The organism is Xanthomonas sp. NCPPB 3218 (genome assembly GCF_056725185.1).
In genome coordinates, this window is the sequence record NZ_CM161516.1 from 850,509 (window position 1) to 872,017 (window position 21,509).

Here is a 21,509-nt window from a genome sequence, read left to right on the forward strand (position 1 = left end):
ATGCGTCCGCGCGCAATCCAAGATCGGCTTGAACCGTAGCCTCCCCGCCGGCGGACAGACCGCTGGTTCATTCGACGCGAAGGAGCTTCCGTCATGCATTACCTCGATAACCTGCTGCTCAACACTGACAGCTACAAGGCCAGCCACTGGCTGCAGTATCCACCCGGCACCGATGCGGCGTTTTTCTATGTCGAATCGCGCGGTGGCGTCTATGACCAGACCGTGTTCTTCGGCCTGCAGTCGATCCTGAAAGAGGCCATCAACCGGCCGGTGACGCATGCCGACATCGACGATGCGAAGGCCTTGCTGGCCGCGCATGGCGAGCCGTTCAACGAGGCCGGCTGGCGTGACATCGTCGATCGTCTCGGCGGGCAACTGCCGATCCGCATCCGTGCCGTGCCCGAAGGCACGGTCGTGCCCACGCACAATGTGCTGATGACGATCGAATCCACCGATCCCAAGGCGTTCTGGGTGCCGTCGTACCTGGAAACGCTGCTGTTGCGCGTGTGGTACCCGGTGACGGTGGCAACGGTGAGCTGGCAGGTGAAGCAGGTGGTACGCGATTACCTGCAGCGCACCAGTGACGATCCGGAAGGGCAGTTGCCGTTCAAGCTGCATGACTTCGGCGCGCGTGGGGTGTCCAGCCTTGGTTCGGCCGCGCTGGGCGGTGCCGCGCATCTGGTGAACTTCCTCGGCACCGATACCTTGTCGGCGTTGCTGCTGGCGCGTGCGCACTACCACACGCCGGTAGCCGGCTATTCGATTCCCGCTGCCGAGCACAGCACCATCACCAGCTGGGGCCGCGAGCGCGAGGCCGATGCGTACCGCAACATGCTGGCGCAGTTCGCGCGCCCCGGTTCGCTGGTGGCGGTGGTCTCGGACAGCTACGACATCTACCGCGCGATCCGCGAGCATTGGGGCACCACCTTGCGTGAGGAGGTGATTGCCTCAGGTGCGACGGTGGTGATCCGTCCGGATTCGGGCGACCCGGTGGATGTGGTCGAGCAATGCCTGCTGCTGCTGGACGAGGCGTTCGGCCATCAGCGCAACGGCAAGGGCTACAAGGTGCTCAACCATGTGCGGGTGATCCAGGGCGATGGCATCAACCCGCAGTCGCTGCGCGCGATTCTCGAACGCATCACTGCTGCCGGCTATGCCGCCGACAACGTCGCCTTCGGCATGGGCGGTGCGCTGTTGCAGAAGGTAGATCGCGACACCCAGAAGTTCGCGTTGAAGTGCTCGGCCGTGCGCGTGGACGGGCAATGGATCGATGTCTACAAGGACCCGATTACCGACAAGGGCAAGCAGAGCAAGCGCGGTCGGCTGACCCTGCTGCGCGACCGTGCCGATGGCAGCTATCGCAGCGCGTTGCTGGATGAAGTCGACGCGCATGCCGACAGCGAAGATGCGCTGGTGACGGTGTGGGAGAACGGCGTCATGCAGCAGGAGTGGACCCTGGAGCAGGTGCGCGCACGTGCCGACGCCGCGCGCCGCTGACGTTCGCCGCGCGGATAGCGGCATGCACGCCTCCCTCGACGACGACTCGTTGCTGTCTGCATCGCCGCTGTTGGCCGGGTTGCGCGCCGCCGCGCCCAGCCTGCGGCGGCGTGTGCCGCAGCAGGACGAGAGCAGCCGATGGCATGCATTGCGCATCGGCGAGCGCGCGTATCGGGCAGCGTTGCCGATCACCTTGACCCCGTATGCCTCGGTACGGCCATGTTCGGCGCGCTGCGGCTTCTGTTCGGAAAACCTGCGTCAACACCGTGGTGGCCCGGCGGCAGCGATGTTGCGGCCAGGGCCGGACTACTTTGCGCAGTTGCGCGCTGCGTTGCAGCTGCTGCACGGGGTGCCGTTGTCGTATTCCTTGTCCGGCCTGGAGATGACCGACGACCCGGACTGGTTGCAGGCCTTGCTGCAGACCCTGGCGACGACGCCCGACGGCCCGTGCGTGGAGCAGCGTGTGCTGTACAGCAATGGTGCCGGCCTGGCGCGCGCGCAGGGGGCACAGTTGCTCGATGCCCTGGTCGACTTCGGCCTGTCGTGGATCGAGCTGTCGCGTCACCACCCGCTGCAGGCCGGCAACGACGCGATCATGCGCTTTCGTCCAGACGAGCCCATTGCCGATGCGGCCATTTTCGCGCGGACGGCGCAACGCATCGCAGCGCGCCTGCCGGTGCGGCTGGTCTGCATCGTGCAGCGGGGCGGCGTGGACTGTGCCGATGGCGTGGCGCAGTACATCGCGTGGGCGCGCCGTTGTGGCGCCACGCAGGTGATCTTTCGCGAGTTGTCGCGTCTGGACGATGCGTACCGCAACAATGGCACCTGGCGCTATATCGCGCAGCATCGCATCGGCATGGAAAGCCTGTTGGCGGACTGCATGCAGCAGCCGTGGTGGTCGCATTGGCAGGCCGACGGCATGACCGAGGGTTATTACTTCTGGAATCTGCGCATGCGCAGCGAAGACGGCCTGGAAGTGGTGTTCGAAAGCGCCGACTACGCGGCCATGCACGCACGCCACGCCACCGGCGACCTCTACAAGCTGGTGTTCTTTGCCAATGGCCGCCTGTGCGCGGGCTGGGACCCGGATGCCGATGTGCTGTGGGAGCCGGGCGATGGATGAGCTCGACCAGCGCAGCTGGTGGACGCCGGCGCCGGATGAGCCGTCCTGGGCATTGCCCGAGGATCTGCGCGCAGCCGATCCGCTTGGCGGGCGCGACTGCGGCTGGGTGAATCAAATGCGTCCGTTCGTGCGGCACTTCAGCGTGCCGGGCGCGCAGGTGTTCGACCCGTTCTGTGGATTCGGCAGCACGCTGCTGGCGGCGACGCTGGAAGGGCGTGGCGCGCATGGCATGGAGATCGATGCCGCACGTGCGCAACTGGCACGCACGCGCCTGCAGCGGCACGGCGTGCAGGCGCCGGTCGTGGTCGGCACGCTGGTCGACACCGCGCCCGCTGCGGCGGTCGATCTGTGCCTGACCAACGTGCCGTATTTCGGTTGTCACTGGCGCGGTGCGGCATTGCCGGGGCAGTTGTATGCCAGTGCCGATTACACAGGCTACCTGTCCGGCATGCGGGCGGTATTGCATGCCTTGCGCAAGCGGATGCGAGCGGATGGCTTCGGTGTGGCGATGGTGGAAAACGTCGTCGTCGGCGGGCGGGTGATTCCGCAGGCGTGGGATCTGGGGCGGATCCTTGCCAGCCTGTTTACCCTGCGCGAGGAGCGGGTGCTTTGCTACCGGCGGCCGGGCGCAGCGCTGGCGCCTGCAGGCACGCACAGCAATCGCAGCCACGAGTACGCGCTGATCTTCCAGCACTGCCGTGCGCGGCTGGACCTGCAGCAGGCAGCGCTGCTGCTGCAGGCGCTACGCGCAGACGGCCTGCCGGTGGAGGTGCACGGCAGCTACGCACGCTGGCTGCAGGCGCCCGAGTCGGTGCCGGAGGGGCCGGCGGATCTGGACCTGATCCTGCAGGCCGAGCAGCCGCTCTGGGACCGCCTCACCGCCTGGCTGCAGGCGCAGGGATTCGCCTTGAGCCTGTGGGGCGAGCCATGCCGGGCGCCGGTCGCGCTGGCGGCGGTGCGTGCGCACCACTATTTGCGCGCCGAGCGCATCGGCGCAGACGGCAGCCGCCTGCAGCTGGACCTGCAACTGCCAGCGGATGAACCGCCGTTGCCCTGATCGGCCACGCGACGCCGCGCGCACACCGGTTGCGGCTATGCTCTGTGCCGGTTTTGGATGCCGGAATGTCTCCATGTCTTGTTCTTCCCTGATTGCGCGCGGTGCCCTGCTTGGCGCGCTGGCAACCCTGGCTGGTTGCGGTGGCAGCAAGGGCGACACCATGCTGATGCGTGAGTCGTTCAATTCCGACGACACCTACTCGCGCAGTGTGGCCTCCACCTCGCCGCAGGCCTGCGAGGCCGCGCGCCGGGTGTTGTTGAGCCAGGGCTATGCGGTGACGCGTGCCGATGCCGCTGCGGTGGAAGGCAGCAAGAACTTCCAGCTCAAGGAAGCCGACCAGAGCGAACAACTCAATCTGCGCATTTCCTGCGCCACGCAGGACGGCGGCAAGGCGCAGGTGTTCGTCAGCGCATTGCAGGACCGTTACGCGCTGAAGAAGAGTTCGACCTCGGCCAGCGTCGGCGTGGGCGTGCTCGGTTCGTTGTCGTTGCCGGTCGGCAGCAGCGGCGATTCGCTGGTGCGCGTGTCCAGCACCACGGTGCAGGACGCGGCCTTCTACAAACGCTTCTTCGACCGTCTGAATTCGTACCTGCCCAAGGTCACCGAAGCGGTGCCTGCACCTGCACCTGTTGCTCTGTTACCGCCACCGCATGCGATGTCATCGGCTCCGGTGCCTGCGGCCACTCAGGCCAGCGAGGCAGCCACTCCACCGGCCACGCCCACTACAGCTGCGCCGCAGCCTGCTGCAACGCCTGTCGCACAGCCGCCGGTGGCGCCATTGCCGGTGGAGGCGCAGGACCCACCGCCGACACCAGCCAAGCTGCCGCAAACCGAGCCAGCAAGCCAACCGTGACGAAGCGATTCAGGCTCTGCTCCAGAGCCTGAATAGCCGGTTGCACGCTTCACGTCGCGTTCTCGACCAAGTGGCGAAAGTGCAGCCATGACTCGCCAAGGGGCGAGATGGAGACAGACGATGAAGATGCGCAATTCCCTCGTGGGTATGTCCCTGATCGCGTTGATGGCAACCAGCACACTGGCGCAGGCGCAAACGCGTTCGTACCAGCAGCGTTACACCGAAGCAGATGAAGGCCGCAAGTTCGGCGATGGCACGCGCGTGCGCTGCCGCAATGTCGAAGTGCAGAAGAACTCGACCGATCCCAATCGCATCGGCGGGACAGTTGCCGGCGCGGCCATTGGTGGCCTGCTCGGCAACCAGGTTGGTGGCGGCAACGGCAAGAAGCTGGCAACCGTGGCCGGTGCAGTTGCCGGCGGCGCAGCGGGCCGCACCATCCAGGGCAACCGCCAGCAAGCCAACGGTAACCGTCAGGTCGAGCGCGTCTGCGAACGCCGCTGAACCTGATGCAGTGAATCCTACGAGCCCCGGTCCTGCCGGGGCTTTCTACGTCTGAGGATGCAGCAGCTTGCTGCCGATCTACACCACCTTGTATCGATGAGTGCATTCCAGAAGCCCCGCCCGCGGCGGTGGACGGGAGTAATGCGGCCTGCGTCAGTATCAGTATTCGCGCCGCACCGACCGCGCCGCCGCCTCTCCGTGCGTCTATGCGCGATGGCGCTGCTCGGTGTGCAGCTGTTGCAGGCTGCCGCGGCCGCGCCGAGCGAGACCGCACGCAAGGCGTCCGTTGACTGTGTGGATGCCTTGCTGCAGAAGCTGGGCTGGAGCATTCGCAGCGCCGCAGTGGGTGCGCCGGTGATCCAGCGCGGCGAGCCATGTACGCGCGGTTCGCTTGCGCAGGCGCGTGCGGCTGGCGATCTGCAGCTGACGTTGCCGGCCAGCTGGAACGCGCAGCAACGCGGCGCCGTGCTCAAGGTCTTGCTGGACGACAGCGCCACCCAATGCGCATACGCGTTCGAACTCGGTGCGGCCACACGGCGTGCCACCACGCAGCTACAGGACAACCCGGGCTACCGGTTTTCGGCGCTGCAGCTGGGCTGGATCGGATTCGGCTGGCGTGGCGCGGCCTCGCAGGGCTGGAGCGGCTTTCGCAGTTTCGGGCGCGGCTATCAACCGCGCGGCAGCAATGCGCAGGCGCTGGATGCGTTCTATCGCGGCCAGGTGCGCTCCGAATGCGGAGTGGGGCGGCAGGTGGCCCAGCTGGCCACCCAGCGCGAGTTGTATGGCGATGCCGGATTCGATCAGGTGTTCACCTCGGGCGAGTTGTCGATCGGCACATTTCTGACCCTGCACGACACCGACAGCATCCTGCTGGGTGCGCATGCCGGCGAGTTCTTCGCCGACGGCAAGGCGGTCAGGACCGCGCAGCTGGGGCGGCAGGCATTTGTCGGCGCGCCGGGGTTTATCGCGCATGTGTTTGACAAGTCGTTTCTGGACGACATCCACAACCAGGCCGAAAACTTCGTGGTGGTGGACGTCAGCGATGCGGCGGCGCAGGCGCTGGCGCAGCACGGCGGCTTTGCGCATTACGACGCGCGCAACCGGCAGATCTGGGAGCTGGCCAGGGAGCTGCGCGGGCCGGGCAAGCGTCGCTTCGAGCGGTTGCTGTACGAGCGCGATGCCGCGCTGCGTGCCACGCTCGACCCGCAGCAACAGGCACGCCTGCAAACGCTGCAAGGCCTGCTGGATGACCCGTTCTACCAGGGCTTTCTGGTGTACGTGCATCCCAAGGGCATCAAGCCGATCGGGTACCACGTGGCGCGCCTGCTCGATCGCAATCCGCGCACGCCGTATGCCATCGACCTGACCCTGCACAATCTGCGCAGCACCTTGTACTGGCGTTGGATCGACTGGCAGCTGCAACAGTGCGGCGCCGGCACCGCGGCGGAACAATCCATTGAGAATTCCGCCACGCCAGCGTACGCCGGGCGTGGCACCCTGCACTGATCAGATCATGAGGAGCGATTATGGAACTGGGTATGGTGGGTTTGGGCCGCATGGGCGCCAACATGGCCGAGCGCCTGGTGCACGGCGGACACCGCGTGCATGGCTACGATCCTGGCGAAGGTGCGCGTAGCAGTGCGCAGGCCAAGGGCATTGTCACCGCCGATGCGCTGGACGCACTGGTGTCCGCGCTGCCGAGCCCGCGCGTGGTGTGGTTGATGGTGCCGGCGGGCAAGATCGTCGACGACACCCTGGCGCAGCTGCTGCCGCTGTTGCAGGCCGGCGACATCGTCATCGATGGCGGCAATTCGTACTACAAGGATTCGCAACGCCGCGCCGCGCTGCTGCATGCCAGTGGGATCGCCTTTGTCGATTGCGGCACCAGCGGCGGCGTCTGGGGCCTGCAGGAAGGCTACAGCCTGATGGTCGGCGGCGACGAAGCGGCGGTGACCACGCTGCATCCGGTCCTGGCCACGCTGGCGCCGGCAGCGGACAAGGGCTGGGGCCGCGTCGGCCCGAGCGGCGCCGGCCACTTCACCAAGATGGTCCACAACGGCATCGAGTACGGAATGATGCAGGCCTATGCCGAGGGCTTCGCGCTGATGCAGCACAAGAGCGACTTTGCGCTGGACCTGCACCAGGTCGCCGAGATCTGGCGCGATGGCAGCGTGGTGCGTTCGTGGCTGCTGGATCTCACCGCCGATGCGCTGGCGCACAATCCGACCATGGCCGGTATCGCACCGTTCGTGGCCGATTCGGGCGAAGGGCGCTGGACGGTGGCCGAGGCGATCGACCTGGAAGTGTCGGCGCCGATCATCACCTTGTCGCTGATGGAGCGGCTGCGCTCGCGCGACAAGGATTCGTTCACCGACAAGCTGCTGGCCGCAATGCGCAACCAGTTCGGTGGTCATGCGGTCAAGACCACCACGGAAGCCGCGCCGACGATCGGCAGCAAGGACGTCTGAGCGATCGCGCCGATTCCTGCGCGCCTGCATGGCGCGCAGTGCAGTGCAGGTCTGTTCCATCGCGTCTGTGTCTGGCGACTGCCGGCGTGTCCGCTGACTGATGGCAGTGCGGCATCGATGCAGTGCCTGGGCGTGGCACCGCAAGACGCGAGCGCGACATTGCCGATGCCCAATATCGGCTGGGCGCCTGCACCGGTGCCCGGCCGTGCATCAGTCGCGTGAAGCTGCGTTCGCGCCTTCCAGCCATTGCACCTGGCCCGAAGCGGCGCTGCGTTGTGCCAGCTCCAGCAGCTCCATCACCTGCACCGCGTCGGCAGCGCTGACCGGTGCCGGTCCGGCGCCGGCCAGGGCATCGCGAAACGCGGCGTAGCACTGGCGGTAGTCGCCCGGCGTGGTGTCGGGTTGATGGGTATGCACGCGGCCTTCGTCGTCGACGCGGGTCAGCGTGCCCGGAAGCGGGTCCACGCCCCAACCGGCGGTACCGGGGCGGCGCCCGGCGCGTAGCTGGTCTTCCTGGGTATCCAGCCCATGCTTGAGGTAACTGCCACGGGTGCCGTGCACGGCAAAGCGCAGGCCGCTGTCGGCCACCAGCGAGCCGGCGTGCAGGATCACGCGCAGCCGCGGGTAACGCAGGGTGACGTGGAAATAGTCGTCGCTGCGCGCCTGGTTGCGCTGGCGCTGCAGGTCCGCGCCGATCGCCTGTGGCGTGCCGAACAGCTGCAGCGCCTGATCGAGCAGATGCGGTCCCAGGTCGTACCAGAGACCGGCGCCGGGGATGTCGCTTTCGCGCCAGCGGTCGCGCACCTGCGGCCGGAAGCGGTCGAAGTGCGAATGGAATTCCACCACCTCGCCCAACTGGCCTTCGTCGATCAGCCGGCGCACGGTGAGGAAGTCCGCATCCCAGCGCCGGTTCTGGAACACGCTGACGACGCGCCCGGCCGCCGCCGCCGCAGCGACCACTTCGCGCGCCTGTGCGGCGTCCAACGCAAAGGGCTTGTCCACCAGCACATGCTTGCCGGCGGCCAGGGCCTGCAACGCGAACGGTGCGTGGGTCTGGTTGGGGGTGGCCAGCACCACCGCGTCCAGCGCCGGATCGGCCAATGCCGTTTCCAGATCGGCCAGCACGGCGACATCGGGGAAGTCGGCCTGCACCTGCTGCGGCTTGGACGACACCACGCTGGGCAGGGCCAGACCGGGGGTGCCGGCGATCAGCGGGGCATGGAAAGTGCGGCCGACATAGCCATAGCCGACGACGGCCAGATTGAACGGTTTAGGCATTGAAAACGGTTCATCGCAACGACGGAGGAGGCCTCCATGGTATTGCACCCACCCGTGTGCGCCGGGTTCACAACCCCTGCATCCGGCAGTCACGTGTGCACGACGAGCGCCACTGCAGACTGCGGCCACATTCACAGGAGGGTACATCCGATGAAGAACATCACACATGCACGCAAGTTGCTGGCTCTGGCGCTGTCGCTCGGTCTGACGCTGGGTGCCTCCCAGGCATTCGCTGCGCCGCAGGAGCACGCCGCGCACAAGGATCACGCTGCCGACAACATGAACGAATCCAAGAAGCCGGTGACCGACACCTGGATCACCACCAAGGTGAAGGCCGATCTGCTGGCCACCGACAATGTGTCGGGCACCGACGTCAAGGTCGAGACCAAGAACGGCATCGTCACCCTGACCGGCACGGTTGCCACCAAGGCCGAGCACGACAAGGCCGTGGCAGTTGCCAAGGGCATCGAGGGCGTCAAGAGCGTCAAGTCCACCGGCCTGAAGGTCGTCGCTGCAAAGATGTAACTGCAGCGGTAGCGAATGCCGGGCCAGCCGAGGCGAGGCGGCTGAACCGAGCACAAGGCGCACTCCATGGGGTGCGCCTTTTTTGTTGCCTGCGCGCAAGACGGGCACGCCGACGGGCGGCCGGGCGCTCGCGCCATTTTCACGTTTACTGCACTTATGATATGCCCATTCAGCTATGTCGCCGTGGGAGTGATCAGGCTGAATCGTTAATCTCATCCTGAGCCTGATCGGAGACAATGCCGACTTGCCTTCGGGGCCTTGGCAGCGAGCGGATACAGACCTAGCAATGCAGACAACGGTCCAAGAAGACAGATGGGATCGCTGGCGCCTGCCATTACTGGCGGTTGCCGTGTTTCTGATTGTGGTGGTGCCGTCGCTGCTGCTGCAGCAGATGGCGCACAACGCCAACCAGGCCGCGGTGTGGGTGTCGCATAGCCAGGAGGTGCAGGAGACCGCCCAGCGCCTGGAAGCGGCGATGCGCGATACCGAATCTGCGGCCTTGATGCGCTCGCACGGCGTGCAGCGCCCGGCCCTGCTGGAGCGCATGCGGCGCGGCCGGCGCGAGTCGCTGGCGGCGGTGCAGCGGCTGATCGTGCTGACCAAGGACAACCCCGCACAGCAGGTGCGGATGGGGCGTATCCAGAGCACCATCGAGCGGCGCCTGTTGCTGGCCGAGCGGATTGCGGTGACCACCGCGCCGGAGCAGATCCGTCTGCTGATCAACGACATGACCCTGAACAACCCGATCCGCGTGCTGATCGACGAGTTGCAGGACGCCGAGGGCAAGCTGCTGGAGTTGCGCAGTGCGCGCGCCGACACCGAACGCACGCATTACGCGGTGTTGAGCTGGGGCACGCTGGTGGTGCAGTTGCTGCTGCTGGGCACGGTGACCTGGTTGCTGCAGCGGCAGATCCGTCGCCGCCTGGCGGCCGAACAGGAATACCTGCGCGCCAACGGCCGCGCGTCGTCGGTGCTGCAGACCGTGCGCGAGCCGATCGTGCTGCTGGATTCCGGCCAGCGCATCCTGCTGCACAACCCGGCGTTTGCCGAGTTGTACGGGTTGGACGAGCGCGGCAACGAATCGATGCCGCTGGAGGACGTGGGCGATGGCGTCTGGCGCGATGCGCAGATCCATCAGCGGCTGGCCGACGTGTTGCTGCGCGGCCGCGAGTTGTGGGACTACGAACACGAGCAGCGCGCCGCCGATGGCGTGCAGCGCACCATGCTGATCAACGCGCGGCGCATGCCGCTGCCGGACACCAGCGACGAAGACGTGGTGCTGATGACGGTCAGCGACATCAGCCTGCAGAAGGCCTCGCAGCTGCGCATCCAGGAGCTCAACCGGCAGATGGAAGGCAAGGTGGAGCAGGTGTCGGAGGTCAATCGCGAGCTGGAAGCCTTCAGCTATTCGGTCTCGCACGATCTGCGCGCGCCGCTGCGCCATGTGGCCGGATTCTCCGACAAGCTGGCGCGCCACCTGGGCGATGCGGCGGACGAGAAATCGCGTCACTACATGGAAGTGATCAGCAGCTCGGCGCGGCGCATGGCGTCGCTGATCGACGATCTGCTGGTGTACTCGCGCCTGGGCCGCAGCGCGCTGCGGTTGCAGGCGGTGGACATGCAGTCGCTGGTGTCGGAAACCCGCGCGATCCTGGATTCCAACGTGCAGAGCGAGAACACCGGCCACCGTGTGGACTGGCATATCGCGCCGTTGCCGGTGCTGGTGGCCGACGAGAACATGATGCGCCAGCTGTGGATGAACCTGCTCGGCAACGCGGTGAAATACAGCACCAAGCGCGAGGTGGCCAGGATCGAGGTCACCTACACGCCGATGGCCGACGGCGGCCACCAGTTCAGCGTGCGCGACAATGGCGCCGGCTTCGACATGGAATACAGCGCCAAGTTGTTCGGCGTGTTCCAGCGCCTGCACAAGGCCAGCGAATATCCCGGGACCGGTATCGGCCTGGCCAGCGTGCGGCGTGTGCTGACGCGTCACGGCGGCCGGGTCTGGGCCGAAGGCGCGGTCGACGAAGGCGCCACGTTCTATTTTGTGCTTCCTCCTGCGCTTGAAGCGCCCAACCAAGAGTTCAATGTATGACCGCCATCCGTACCATTCTTCTGGCAGAAGACAGCCCGGCCGATGCGGAAATGGCCGTCGACGCGCTGCGCGAAGCCCGCCTGGCCAATCCCATCGTGCACGTCGAGGACGGCGTGGAGACCATGGACTATCTGTTGCGTCGGGGCATCTTCGCCGATCGCGAGGAAGGCTTGCCGGCGGTGTTGCTGCTGGACATCAAGATGCCGCGCCTGGACGGGCTGGAAGTGCTCAAGCAGATCCGCAGCGAGGAGTCGCTCAAGCGCCTGCCGGTGGTGATCCTGTCGTCCTCGCGCGAGGAGAGCGATCTTGCCCGCAGCTGGGACCTGGGCGTGAACGCCTACGTGGTCAAGCCGGTGGACGTGGATCAGTTCTTCAACGCAGTCAAGACGCTCGGCACCTTCTGGGCGGTCATCAATCAGGCACCGGAGCTGGACTGACCCATGCTGCAAGAGGGGGGCAAACTGGAGCAGCTGAAGATCCTTCTGGTGGAAGATTCACCGGAAGACGCCGAGCTGTTGTCCGATCAGCTGCTCGATGCCGGGCTGGATGCGGCGTTCGAGCGGGTGGACAGCGAGCCGTCGCTGCGTGCCGCACTGGATGAATTCCAGCCGGACATCGTGCTGTCGGACCTGAGCATGCCCGGTTTTTCCGGCCATCAGGCGCTGCGCCTGGTGCGCCAGAGCGGCGCCACGCCCTTCATTTTCGTCTCCGGCACCATGGGCGAGGAGACCGCGGTCAAGGCGCTGCAGGACGGCGCCAACGACTACATCATCAAGCACAATCCGACCCGCCTGCCGAGCGCGGTGATCCGCGCGATCCGCGAGGCGCGCGCCGACCTGGAACGCCAGCGCGTAGAGAGCGAGCTGATGCGCGCGCAACGGCTGGAAAGCCTGGCAATGCTGGCGGCCGGGTTGAGCCACGACCTGCGCAACATCCTGCAGCCGTTGCTGATCGTGCCCGACCTGCTGGCCGGACGCACCGACGATCCGCAGCTGCGCCAGCTGGCCAACGTGGTGGCCGAGTGCGGCCGGCGCGGGCACGAGATGGCCGAGTCGATGCTCTCGTTCGTGCGTGGCTCCAACAAGCCGCGCGAGCAGGTGTCGATCGCCAGCCTGTTCCAGGCGGTGCAGATGTTGCTCAAGAGCAGCCTGCCCGACGGCGTGCGCCTGCAGATGGACACGATTCCGCTGGATCTGACCATCGAGGCCAACTACACCGAGTTGCAGCAATGCCTGCTCAACCTGGGCCTGAATGCGATCCAGGCGATGCCGGGCGGCGGGATGCTGACCCTGTCGGCCGATCGCCACGACGGCACGCGCGTGCGCATGAGCGTGGCCGACACCGGCGTGGGCATGAACGAGGATACCCGCGCACGCCTGTTCAGTCCGTTCTTCACCACCAAGGCCGATGGCACCGGCCTGGGGCTGATTTCCTGCAAGCGCATCGTCGAAAGCTACGGCGGCAGCATCGTGGTCGACAGCCGCCTGGGCGAGGGCACGCGGTTCGACATGATCGTGCCGATGCGTGCGGCCGCAGTGACGATTGCCGACACCGAGCCGCCGCTGGCGTTGGGGCATGGGCAGCGCATCCTGCTGGTGGATGGCGAGGCCACGCGCCTGTCGCTGCTGGGCAATGCCTTGTCCAGCCAGGGCTATCAACCGCAGCTGGCCACCGATGGCGCGGCGGCGCTGCAACTGGTGCAGCAGCACGCGATGCCGGACCTGGTGATCATCGACAGCGACATCATCCAGCTCTCGGCGGTGAGCGTGTTGTTGAGCATGCAGGAGCTGGGCTACCACGGCCCGGCGATCGTGCTCGAGGATGTCGGCGCGCCGCTGCAACGTTCGCATTTTCCGCCGGACATCCCGGTGCATGTGCTGCGCAAACCGCTGGAAATGCGCCGGGTGTTCCGCGCGGTGGCGCATGCGCTGGAAGCGGCCTGAGGCCAGGGTTTGGCGCGCTGCGGGCGGGCAGGCTCAGATGCGGGACGATTGCAACAGTTGACGCCCACGCTGGCCGCATGCGCGAATAACGCATGACCACCGTGCTTCTCAGCCTCGGCAGCAACGTCCAGCCGACCCACTACCTGCGCCTGGCCGTCGACGCCTTGCGCGCACGCTTCGGCCAGCTTGCCGTCTCGCCTGCGTACCGCACGCCGGCGGTGGGCTTCGACGGGCCGGACTTCGTCAACAACGCCGTGGCGCTGGACACGGACATGGACCTGGCTGCGCTGGATCATTGGCTGCATGCGCTGGAAGATGCGCACGGCCGCGATCGCAGCGGCCCGCGTTTCAGCGACCGCACGCTGGACGTGGATGTGGTGTTCTTCGGCGATTGCATCATCGAAGGCCCCGGTCATCTGCGCATCCCGCGGCCCGAGCTCAAGCATGCCTTCGTATTGAAGCCGCTGGCCGATATCGCACCCGACTTTGTCGATCCGCTCAGCGGGCAGACCTTGGCCGCGCTGTGGCAGGCGCACCCGCAGCACGGCATTGCGTTCATGACGGTGGCGCTGGACGCGGCCCCGGCGCTGGATGTGGCGCGCTAGCGCCATTGCAGCTCAACTGAGCTGGCGGCCACCGTCCACATGCAGGGTGTGGCCGGTGACGAAGCCGGCGTCGTCCAGCAGCCAGCGCACCGCCTCGGCGATTTCCTCGGGCGTGCCGATGCGGGCCAGCGGCGTGCGTGCGAGCAGCGCCTGCCTGGCCGCTGCGGATTTGCCCTCCTCCGGCCACAGGATCGCGCCGGGCGCGACCGCGTTGACGCGCACCTCCGGTGCCAGCTCCAGCGCGAGCGAGCGGGTCAGCATTTCCAGCGCACTCTTGGACGCGCCGTACAGCGGGTGATTGCGCATCGGCTGCTGCGCGTGCAGGTCGGTGATGTTGACGATGGCGCCGCGGTGCTGGCGCAGCTGCGCGGCGGCAGCCTGGGCGATGAAGAACGGTGCGCGTGCATTGACTGCGAACAGCTCGTCCCATTGCGCGGCTGTCGCTGCGCCGAGCGCGGTGGGGTAGAACGCGGAGGCATTGTTGACCACGCCATCCAGGCGGCCGAACGCGGCGATGCAGTCGGCGACCAGCCGCGCCGGTGCCTCCGGCAGGCGCAGGTCGGCGTGCAAGGCCTGCGCGCTGCCGGCGCGCAGGGCGCAGAGCTCCGCTACGCGCGCGCCGAGCGCCGCGCCGGAGCGGTGCGCATGCAGGGCAACGCGGTAGCCGGCCGCATGCAGCGTGGTGGCGATCTGCGCGCCAATCCGGCGACCTGCACCGGTGATCAACACCACCTTGGAACTGTCTGTCATGGCGCACTCGCTCGGCGTTGCAAAGGGCTCGGCTATCCTGTGCATTGTCCCCGCAACCGGTGCCCGCATGCACGCCGACCTTCCTACTCCCGATCCGGACGCCCTGGCGCATAGCGACCGGCTGGCCGCGCATCTGCGCGCCGAGATCGCCGCCGCCGGTGGTGCGATTCCGTTCTCGCGTTTCATGGAGCTGGCGTTGTACGCGCCGGGTCTGGGCTATTACAGCGCCGGCTCCAGCAAGTTCGGCGAGGCTGGCGATTTCGTCACCGCACCGGAGCTGGGGCCGTTGTTCGCGGCCACCGTGTCCGGTGCGCTGGCACCGGTGCTGCAGCAGCTCGGGCCGCAGGCGCGCGTGCTGGAAGTGGGCGGCGGCAGCGGTGCATTTGCCGAAGTCACGCTCAAGCGCCTGCTCGAGCTGGATGCGCTGCCGGAGCGTTACGCGATCCTGGAGCCCAGTGCCGACCTGCGCGAGCGTCAGCGCGAGCGGTTGGGACGCAGCCTGATCCCGCCGGTGTTCGATCTGGTGGAGTGGCTGGACGGGCCGTTCCCGGACGATTGGGACGGGGTGCTGTTCGCCAACGAAGTGATCGACGCATTGCCCACGCCGCGCTTCACGCTGCGCGACGGCGAGGTGTATGAAGAAACCGTGGTGCTGGATGCGCAGCAGCAATTCGCGCGCGGCGAGCAGCCGGCCGATGCCTTGCTGGGCGCGGCAGTGCGGCATCTGGAACGTTATCTGGAGCAGCCCTTCGCCGATGGTTATCGCTCCGAGCTGCTGCCGCAGTTGCCTTACTGGATCCAGGCGGTGGCTGGCGGTCTGAAGCGCGGCGCGATGTTGTTCGTCGATTACGGTTACCCGCGTGGCGAGTTCTATCGTGCGCAGCGCGAAGACGGCACCCTGCGCGCGTTCTATCGCCATCGTATGCATGAGGATTTGTATCGCTGGCCGGGCCTGCAGGATCTGACTGCGTCGGTGGACTTCACCGCGTTGGCGGAGGCCGGCACCGGAGCCGGTTTCGAATTGGCCGGCTACTGCACGCAGGCGAGTTTTCTGCTCGGCAATGGCCTGGATGCGTTGTTGGCGCAGGCCGACACGCGCACCGACGAAGTAGGGCGCATGCGGCTGCGCGAGCAAATCAAGCGGCTGACCTTGCCCAGCGAAATGGGTGAGCGCTTCCAGGTGATGGGTTTTGCGCGCGACGTCGATTTTGCGCCGGCATTCCTGGCGGGCGATCTCACGTGGCGGCTGTGACGCAGACGCTGCGCCCGTTTCATCGGCCGCGGTTGTGGGTGGGGTTGTGGATCGCTGCGATCGTGGTGGTGATCGCGGTCTGCCTGGGGCCGCCGCCGGAGATTCCGGAGCTGCCGGATAACAGCGACAAGGCCGAGCACTTTTTGACCTTCGCGCTGTTGTGCTGGGGCGCGGTGCAGTTGTTTGCCACGCGCCGCGCGCAGCTTGGTGCGGCCATCGGTCTGGTGGCTTTAGGCGTTGGCATCGAGATCGCGCAAGGCGCACTGACCACCAACCGAAGCGCCGACCCATACGATGCGCTGGCCGACACGCTGGGCATTGCTGCAGGCCTGTGCCTGGCGTGGACGCCGTTGTGTCTTGTGATGTTGCGGATCGACCAGCGCCTGTTCGCGCGGGGTTGAGTTGCGTGCGCGCATGCGTGTACGAATGCGCGTGTGCGCCAGGCACTGCCGTTATCGGGCGGTGTACTTGCGATGACGCATTGACGCATTGACGCATCGGCAGCGGGTAGCGGGATGTCGTGGCAGCTGCCTGCAGTGTGTGGAGTCCCGGATCCGGCGCATGGCTGCATCGGGTAGCAGCCACGCGTACATCATCGGATGAGACGTCGATCGCAGCCTGTGGATGCGCGGGTTACAGCTTCATGTTCAGGCCAAGATAGAGCTGGCGCCCTGCCGCTGGCGAAAACATCGGCTGCGCCTGCGTCCAGAAGAAGCTGTCGTACCACACGTAGGCATACTCGCGGCCGGTGGCATTGCGGACCTGCAGATCCACGCTCCAGGCGGGAGTGATGGTGTATCTGGCGGTGAGATCCAGGGTGGCGAAGCCGCCGTATTTGCCGGCCAGGTTGCGCTCCTCCAGATAGTAGTCGCCTTGCGCGCGGCCCTGCATTCCCAAGCGCAGCGCAGCGGTCGGGCGGTACTCGACGCCGACGTTGCTGATGTAACGCGGCGTTGCGGCCACTTCGCGGCCGACCAGCGACACGCTGGCATCGCGGTCGTCGCGTTCGATCTTTGCCTCCTGGTACGCGTGCGATGCCCATAGCGTCCACCTGTCGCCCAGCTGCGCATTGATCTGCGCATCCACCCCACGCCTGCGTGTCTTGCCCAGGGTGACAGTGGTGCCGGTGGCGGGCATGTTGGAGACTTCGTTGGCCGCATCCTGTTGCCACACCGCAATGCGCGCCTGGCCGCCCTGGAACGGGCTGAATTTCATGCCCAGCTCCACGCCGGTATTGGTGGACGGGCGGACGTCCGCCTGCCCGGCGGTGAGGTAAGCCGGCGCCGTGGACCCGGTCAGCACCTGGAAGCTGCGGCCCCAGTTGGCATAGACGTTGGTGGTCGGGGTAAAGGCGTAGACCAGGCTCAGTTTGGGCTGCTCGATGGTGCCATAGCGCTGCAGCGGCGCGCGAACGCCGCCGGGCAGTCGGGTGTCGCCGTCGAAGCGGTCCACACGGTAGGCCGGCACGATCTTCAGCGCCTCGGTCGGCTGATAGATCGCCTGCACGTAGGCACCCCAGTTGTCGAAGGTATGGCGGTCGTCGTTCTGGATGCGTGCCGGCGTGGCATCGAAATCGGTGGGCTCGGCATAGCTGAAACGCTCGCGTCGGTAGGCGTTGTCCTGATGCTCGTAGTTGATGCCGCCTTCCAGGGTGAGCGTGTCGCTGCTGCGCCAGGTCAGCGTGTTGAGCATGCCGACCTGGGTCTCGTCCCAGATGCGGCGCTGGCGTGGCGCATTGCCGGTGGGCAGGTCGCTGAAGGTCACCCGGCGGTCGTCGTGATAGCGGTTGGAGTAAAGCTTGGTGCCGAAAAACAGCCCGTCTGCCAGCTTTAGATCCAGATGGACGCCGAACTGGCGCATGTCGCGGTCGTCGCCGTCGTTGCGGTTGCGCAGGTCCGAACTGCGACGGTCTGCCTGCATTTCCGCTGCGGTCATGAAGCCGGGTTCGTCGGCCTGGTTGTGATAGACGCGTGCGGTCAGGCCAATGCGCATGCCGTCGTCGAGGTTGCCGTAGAACCACTTGCCGCCCAACGAATACTTGCTGGAGGTGTCGTGGTCGCGGTAGCCATCGGAGGCCTGCACGCCGACGAAATAGTTCTGCGCAACCCCGTCGCGTTCGCGTCCCACGGCCAGCTGCGCATCGCGGGTGTTGAAGCTGCCGTAGGTCAGGCGCGCGTCGGTGTAACTGCCGCCCTGGCGCGTGCCGAAATTGATGTTGCCGCCGATATTGTGCAGGCCGTAGCGCGGATCATTGGTGCCGCGCACCACTTCGATGTAATTGATTTCCAGCGGGAACAGCATGTCGATGAAGCGCTGGTTGCCACTGTTGACGTTGCTGGGGATGCCGTCGATCAGCGTCTTGATCGCATTGAGGTAACCCTCGCCGTTGAAGGCGCGAAAGCTGACCTTGCCCGATTCGGCGCCTTGCCGGGTTTCGGTGAGCTGGATGCCGGGCATCTGCCCGAGCAGCTCCCAGCTATAGGACACGTTCTTGTCCTCGATCTGATCGGCCCCCAGCACGTCCACCGAGGTCAGTACCTGATGCGCGGTGAGTTGGCCTTCGCCATGCTGGTGGACATCGACCTTGCCGAGCGTCAGCGCCGAATCGGACGACTGTGCGCGTGCCTCAGGGAGCAGCAGAACGGCGCCGACGGCCGCCGCGAGAATGTGGATCTTCATGGATCGGACAGCACCAATGCGAAGTGGGAAACCGAATGTGGCATCTTTTGCAATATTATAACATAAATGACAAATCTTCGATCCGAGCTGCAGGGTGCTCGCGGTGCGCGTGCGCTGCCGGGGGCGGGATCGCGGCAGCCAGCGCGCTTCGCACCGCGCTCAGCGGTGGCTGCGGTCAGCAGGATTGGAGGCCGGCAGCAGCTCCGGTGACCAGGCGTAGCTGGCCCGGCGCAACAGGCTTGGGTGGCAGGCGGCAGGGGGGCTGGTCGCGGCGGTACGTGCCGGCCGCTGGTGCCGGTGTTCTGCGGAGCGTTAGCCGGGCATGCGTACCGCGCGTTCGCGTAACCACTTGGTCGCCACCCATTTTTCGCCGGCCAGGACCGGTGCGCCGGCATGCAGGCTGCGTGTCATTGGATGCGGGCGGTCGTAGCTGAAGAACACCGCATTGCCTTTGACGGCGGCAACGTCCAGGTGCGCATCGGGAAAGCGCGTGGCGCCGCCGCGTTCCGGCGTGTTGAGATACATCACCAGCGATGCGACGCGTTGGCCGCCGGCCTGCAGCAACACCGGCGTGCCGGCGGCCGCGGGGTCGAAGTAATCGTAGTGCGGTTGATACTCGGCGCCGGTGGCATAGCGCAACACCTGCAGTCCCTCGCCGTGGTCCACGGGCCAGTCGAGCAGGCGGGCGATGCGTGCTTCGATGCGTTGGCACAGCGCATCCTGCCCCAGCCGCAGGCACATGCTGTGGCTGGTGCGTGCGGCATGCACGATCTGCGCGCCGTTGTCGTTGTCCACCGTGCGCGAACGCGCCAGGCGTGGCTGCGCCAGTGCGATCAATGCCTCGCATTCGGCATCGGACAGGAAATCGCCCAGCACCACCACGCGCGGCAGCAACAGGCTGACCAGCACGCGTACTTGGCGATCGCCCAGGTCCAGCAACGAGGCATCGTTGTCCTGCAGCACTGCCGGCACGCGCACCGGCACCGGCAGGCCATGGGTCTGCGCGTGCTGGTGGATGTGGTCGCGCAGCAGGGCCTCGACTGCGTCGATGGCGTCCTGTTCGTTCCAGCCCTGATCCAGGAGCGGCTGTAGCGCTTGTTCGGGCGGCTGGCCGGCCATTGCCTGCGCAATGATCCAGTCGCCCAGGGCAGCGGGGATGGGAGGCGGAGTCATCCTCCTACAGTGCATGTCAATGTGTGGCAGGCATGTGTCAATTGTGTCGTCGTAAGACAAATGAAACAGACAGCCCCTATAAAAGTGACGGGGATCTTGAACGTGCTCGCCACTGCAGTGAGCGGAACGCAACCAATTCTTGACGACTCCTCTTCATACCGGACCTTCCTTGACCTGGAGATCAGCCGCATGTCCGTTCGCAATAGCAGCAAGACACTTCTCATGACCTTTGGTACCGCGCTGGCCTTGTCGGCCTGCGGTGGTGGTGCCGATCGTGTCGCCTCGCCCGGCGAGGGCGCATTTCCGCCGGCACCGACGCCGGCTCCCGCACCGACCCCGGCGCCCACGCCTGCACCCACGCCCGCTCCGGCACCGACCGGCCCGGCCGCCGATTGCCCGACCGGTTTCTCCAACGTCGGCACCATCGCCAACAACACGCTGCGCGCCTGCCAGCTGCCGGACACCATCAACGGCAACCTGGTGGTGCCGGCACGTGCGGGCACGGCGTATTCGATCAGCGGACGCGTCAACGTGGGCACCGACCGCGGCGGCAACGCCATCGCACCGGCCGCCGGCAGCACGCAGGGCATCCTGACCATCGAGCCGGGCGTGACCCTGTTCGGTTCGGCGGGTAGCGACTACATCGTGGTCAATCGCGGTTCGCAGATCTTTGCCGAAGGCAGCGCCACCGCCCCGATCGTGTTCACCGCGCGCCAGGCGCTGGAGGGCCAGGTCAGCGCCAACACCATCGGCTTGTGGGGCGGCATCGTGGTGCTGGGCCGTGCGGCCATCAACAACTGCCCGGGCACCACGGTCTCCGGTACGCCGGAATGCCAGGCGCAGGTGGAAGGTACCAATGCGTTCTACGGCGGCAACAGCGCCACCGACAACAGCGGCTCCATGCGCTACCTGCGGGTGATGTATTCGGGCTTCGAAATTTCGCCCAACAACGAGCTGCAGGGCATCACCCTGGCCGGCGTGGGCAGCGGCACGCGCCTGGATCATGTGCAGATCCACAATAGCTCCGACGACGGTATCGAATGGTTCGGTGGCACCGTCAACGGCAGCCACATCGTGATCACCGGCGCCGACGACGATTCGCTGGATACCGATGCCGGCTGGAACGGCGCCCTGCAGTTCGGCATCGTGGTGCAGCGCGCCGGTGGCGGCGACCGCATGAACGAGTGGAGCAGCCTGCGCCGTCAGCCGTATTCGCGCCCGAAGGTGGCCAACTTCACCTACGTGGGCAATGCGCGCGCCGGTGCGGCGATCATGCTCAACCAGGGCACGCAGGCCGCGTTCTACAACTCGGTCGTCACGCGTCCGGCCGGTGGCAGCGGTGATGGCCTGGTGTGCTTCAACCTGGCCGATGCCGACACGCTCGGGACCTTCAACTCGGTGTTCTTCGCCTGCCCGACGGCCTTCGGCAGCGACGCGCGTGCGGCCACCCAGTTCGCGGCCGGCACCAACAACGTCGCCAACGGCGTGTCCACGTTGCAGAACACCTTCGTCAATGGCGCCAACGAAAGCGCCGTGCCGGCCTTCCAGGGCTTGAACGGGGTGAGCAGCTTCTTCCAGCAGGTGAACTACATCGGTGGCGTGCGCGATGCCAACGACACCTGGTGGCAGGGCTGGACCTGCGGCCTGACCGCCGATCGTCCCTGCTGAGGCACAGCATCGCAAGGCAGCCCACGCGGCTGCCTTGCG

The 21,509-nt window shown here is 66.4% G+C and carries 19 protein-coding genes; 15 read left to right on the forward strand and 4 right to left on the reverse strand.

The window, feature by feature from the left end; genetic code table 11:
• Window positions 1-93 precede the first annotated feature (93 nt).
• The 7 genes from AC1PLS_RS03665 (at window position 94) to gnd (ending at window position 7,499) form a co-directional block, all read left to right on the forward strand.
• Window positions 94-1,497 carry a nicotinate phosphoribosyltransferase gene (locus AC1PLS_RS03665; RefSeq protein WP_024939678.1) on the forward strand — a complete coding sequence of 468 codons (1,404 nt, stop codon included), beginning with the start codon at window positions 94-96 and terminating at the stop codon, window positions 1,495-1,497.
• A gap of 22 nt (window positions 1,498-1,519) precedes the next feature.
• Window positions 1,520-2,620, forward strand: a complete 1,101-nt coding sequence (locus AC1PLS_RS03670) for a radical SAM family protein (protein WP_184432167.1) — start codon at window positions 1,520-1,522, stop codon at window positions 2,618-2,620.
• The gene (locus AC1PLS_RS03675; RefSeq protein ID WP_184432165.1) at window positions 2,613-3,677 is read left to right on the forward strand and encodes a DNA methyltransferase; all 1,065 of its coding nucleotides are present in this window, start codon (window positions 2,613-2,615) and stop codon (window positions 3,675-3,677) included. The genes AC1PLS_RS03670 and AC1PLS_RS03675 overlap by 8 nt, the downstream gene beginning before the upstream one ends.
• Before the next feature lie 73 nt (window positions 3,678-3,750).
• Entirely contained in the window at window positions 3,751-4,530 is a 780-nt protein-coding gene (locus AC1PLS_RS03680; protein WP_184432163.1) for a DUF2242 domain-containing protein, read from the forward strand.
• A gap of 120 nt (window positions 4,531-4,650) precedes the next feature.
• Window positions 4,651-5,031: a glycine zipper 2TM domain-containing protein gene (locus tag AC1PLS_RS03685; RefSeq protein ID WP_024939674.1), complete on the forward strand. Its 381-nt coding sequence runs from the start codon at window positions 4,651-4,653 to the stop codon at window positions 5,029-5,031.
• 213 nt (window positions 5,032-5,244) lie between these two features.
• On the forward strand, window positions 5,245-6,537 hold the full coding sequence (locus AC1PLS_RS03690) for a hypothetical protein (protein ID WP_481104219.1): 1,293 nt from the start codon (window positions 5,245-5,247) through the stop codon (window positions 6,535-6,537).
• A 20-nt stretch (window positions 6,538-6,557) separates the two neighbouring features.
• On the forward strand, window positions 6,558-7,499 hold the full coding sequence (gene gnd / locus AC1PLS_RS03695) for a phosphogluconate dehydrogenase (NAD(+)-dependent, decarboxylating) (protein ID WP_102252802.1): 942 nt from the start codon (window positions 6,558-6,560) through the stop codon (window positions 7,497-7,499).
• A 210-nt stretch (window positions 7,500-7,709) separates the two neighbouring features.
• Here the strand turns inward: gnd and AC1PLS_RS03700 are convergent, their stop codons facing one another.
• Window positions 7,710-8,777 (reverse strand): oxidoreductase, encoded by a 1,068-nt coding sequence (locus AC1PLS_RS03700; RefSeq protein WP_184432159.1) that lies wholly within the window; start codon window positions 8,775-8,777, stop codon window positions 7,710-7,712.
• A gap of 150 nt (window positions 8,778-8,927) precedes the next feature.
• Between AC1PLS_RS03700 and AC1PLS_RS03705 the strand changes: the two genes are divergently transcribed.
• From AC1PLS_RS03705 to folK, 5 genes are all read left to right on the forward strand, one after another.
• Window positions 8,928-9,302 (forward strand): BON domain-containing protein, encoded by a 375-nt coding sequence (locus AC1PLS_RS03705; RefSeq protein WP_024939670.1) that lies wholly within the window; start codon window positions 8,928-8,930, stop codon window positions 9,300-9,302.
• Between the two features lie 286 nt (window positions 9,303-9,588).
• Window positions 9,589-11,400 carry a sensor histidine kinase gene (locus AC1PLS_RS03710; RefSeq protein WP_024939669.1) on the forward strand — a complete coding sequence of 604 codons (1,812 nt, stop codon included), beginning with the start codon at window positions 9,589-9,591 and terminating at the stop codon, window positions 11,398-11,400.
• A complete protein-coding gene (locus AC1PLS_RS03715; RefSeq protein ID WP_016900854.1) occupies window positions 11,397-11,837 on the forward strand; it encodes a response regulator in 441 nt (146 codons plus the stop codon). The genes AC1PLS_RS03710 and AC1PLS_RS03715 overlap by 4 nt, the downstream gene beginning before the upstream one ends.
• 3 nt (window positions 11,838-11,840) lie before the next feature.
• On the forward strand, window positions 11,841-13,343 hold the full coding sequence (locus AC1PLS_RS03720; protein WP_024939668.1) for a hybrid sensor histidine kinase/response regulator: 1,503 nt from the start codon (window positions 11,841-11,843) through the stop codon (window positions 13,341-13,343).
• Between the two features lie 92 nt (window positions 13,344-13,435).
• Window positions 13,436-13,948: a 2-amino-4-hydroxy-6-hydroxymethyldihydropteridine diphosphokinase gene (folK, locus tag AC1PLS_RS03725; protein ID WP_046345647.1), complete on the forward strand. Its 513-nt coding sequence runs from the start codon at window positions 13,436-13,438 to the stop codon at window positions 13,946-13,948.
• 12 nt (window positions 13,949-13,960) lie between these two features.
• Here the strand turns inward: folK and AC1PLS_RS03730 are convergent, their stop codons facing one another.
• Window positions 13,961-14,698 (reverse strand): pteridine reductase, encoded by a 738-nt coding sequence (locus AC1PLS_RS03730; RefSeq protein WP_481104220.1) that lies wholly within the window; start codon window positions 14,696-14,698, stop codon window positions 13,961-13,963.
• On the opposite strand from AC1PLS_RS03730, the gene AC1PLS_RS03735 reads away from it, so the two are divergent.
• Both AC1PLS_RS03735 and AC1PLS_RS03740 read left to right on the forward strand, forming a co-directional pair.
• The gene (locus AC1PLS_RS03735) at window positions 14,697-15,950 is read left to right on the forward strand and encodes a class I SAM-dependent methyltransferase (protein WP_180968853.1); all 1,254 of its coding nucleotides are present in this window, start codon (window positions 14,697-14,699) and stop codon (window positions 15,948-15,950) included. The two genes, AC1PLS_RS03730 and AC1PLS_RS03735, sit on opposite strands and share 2 nt — an antisense overlap.
• A 32-nt stretch (window positions 15,951-15,982) precedes the next feature.
• Entirely contained in the window at window positions 15,983-16,351 is a 369-nt protein-coding gene (locus AC1PLS_RS03740) for a VanZ family protein (protein ID WP_202397592.1), read from the forward strand.
• A gap of 232 nt (window positions 16,352-16,583) precedes the next feature.
• On the opposite strand, the gene AC1PLS_RS03745 is transcribed toward AC1PLS_RS03740, so the two are convergent.
• Entirely contained in the window at window positions 16,584-18,629 is a 2,046-nt protein-coding gene (locus tag AC1PLS_RS03745) for a TonB-dependent receptor (protein WP_481104221.1), read from the reverse strand.
• A gap of 312 nt (window positions 18,630-18,941) precedes the next feature.
• A complete protein-coding gene (locus AC1PLS_RS03750; protein WP_481104222.1) occupies window positions 18,942-19,802 on the reverse strand; it encodes a 2OG-Fe(II) oxygenase in 861 nt (286 codons plus the stop codon).
• 189 nt (window positions 19,803-19,991) lie between these two features.
• Between AC1PLS_RS03750 and AC1PLS_RS03755 the strand changes: the two genes are divergently transcribed.
• Window positions 19,992-21,470, forward strand: a complete 1,479-nt coding sequence (locus AC1PLS_RS03755; protein ID WP_024939662.1) for a hypothetical protein — start codon at window positions 19,992-19,994, stop codon at window positions 21,468-21,470.
• Window positions 21,471-21,509 lie beyond the last annotated feature (39 nt).

Excerpts from the sequence above, each read along its gene's own strand:
- AC1PLS_RS03700 (WP_184432159.1), bottom strand. The coding sequence starts at position 8,777 with ATGCCTAAACCGTTCAATCTGGCCGTCGTCGGCTATGGCTATGTCGGC.
- AC1PLS_RS03690 (WP_481104219.1), top strand. The coding sequence starts at position 5,245 with ATGGCGCTGCTCGGTGTGCAGCTGTTGCAGGCTGCCGCGGCCGCGCCG.
- AC1PLS_RS03755 (WP_024939662.1), top strand. The coding sequence starts at position 19,992 with ATGTCCGTTCGCAATAGCAGCAAGACACTTCTCATGACCTTTGGTACC.
- AC1PLS_RS03705 (WP_024939670.1), top strand. The coding sequence starts at position 8,928 with ATGAAGAACATCACACATGCACGCAAGTTGCTGGCTCTGGCGCTGTCG.
- AC1PLS_RS03750 (WP_481104222.1), bottom strand. The coding sequence starts at position 19,802 with ATGACTCCGCCTCCCATCCCCGCTGCCCTGGGCGACTGGATCATTGCG.
- AC1PLS_RS03685 (WP_024939674.1), top strand. The coding sequence starts at position 4,651 with ATGAAGATGCGCAATTCCCTCGTGGGTATGTCCCTGATCGCGTTGATG.
- AC1PLS_RS03715 (WP_016900854.1), top strand. The coding sequence starts at position 11,397 with ATGACCGCCATCCGTACCATTCTTCTGGCAGAAGACAGCCCGGCCGAT.
- AC1PLS_RS03720 (WP_024939668.1), top strand. The coding sequence starts at position 11,841 with ATGCTGCAAGAGGGGGGCAAACTGGAGCAGCTGAAGATCCTTCTGGTG.
- AC1PLS_RS03745 (WP_481104221.1), bottom strand. The coding sequence starts at position 18,629 with ATGAAGATCCACATTCTCGCGGCGGCCGTCGGCGCCGTTCTGCTGCTC.
- AC1PLS_RS03665 (WP_024939678.1), top strand. The coding sequence starts at position 94 with ATGCATTACCTCGATAACCTGCTGCTCAACACTGACAGCTACAAGGCC.
- AC1PLS_RS03735 (WP_180968853.1), top strand. The coding sequence starts at position 14,697 with ATGGCGCACTCGCTCGGCGTTGCAAAGGGCTCGGCTATCCTGTGCATT.
- AC1PLS_RS03710 (WP_024939669.1), top strand. The coding sequence starts at position 9,589 with ATGCAGACAACGGTCCAAGAAGACAGATGGGATCGCTGGCGCCTGCCA.
- AC1PLS_RS03675 (WP_184432165.1), top strand. The coding sequence starts at position 2,613 with ATGGATGAGCTCGACCAGCGCAGCTGGTGGACGCCGGCGCCGGATGAG.
- AC1PLS_RS03730 (WP_481104220.1), bottom strand. The coding sequence starts at position 14,698 with ATGACAGACAGTTCCAAGGTGGTGTTGATCACCGGTGCAGGTCGCCGG.
- AC1PLS_RS03670 (WP_184432167.1), top strand. The coding sequence starts at position 1,520 with ATGCACGCCTCCCTCGACGACGACTCGTTGCTGTCTGCATCGCCGCTG.
- gnd (WP_102252802.1), top strand. The coding sequence starts at position 6,558 with ATGGAACTGGGTATGGTGGGTTTGGGCCGCATGGGCGCCAACATGGCC.
- folK (WP_046345647.1), top strand. The coding sequence starts at position 13,436 with ATGACCACCGTGCTTCTCAGCCTCGGCAGCAACGTCCAGCCGACCCAC.
- AC1PLS_RS03680 (WP_184432163.1), top strand. The coding sequence starts at position 3,751 with ATGTCTTGTTCTTCCCTGATTGCGCGCGGTGCCCTGCTTGGCGCGCTG.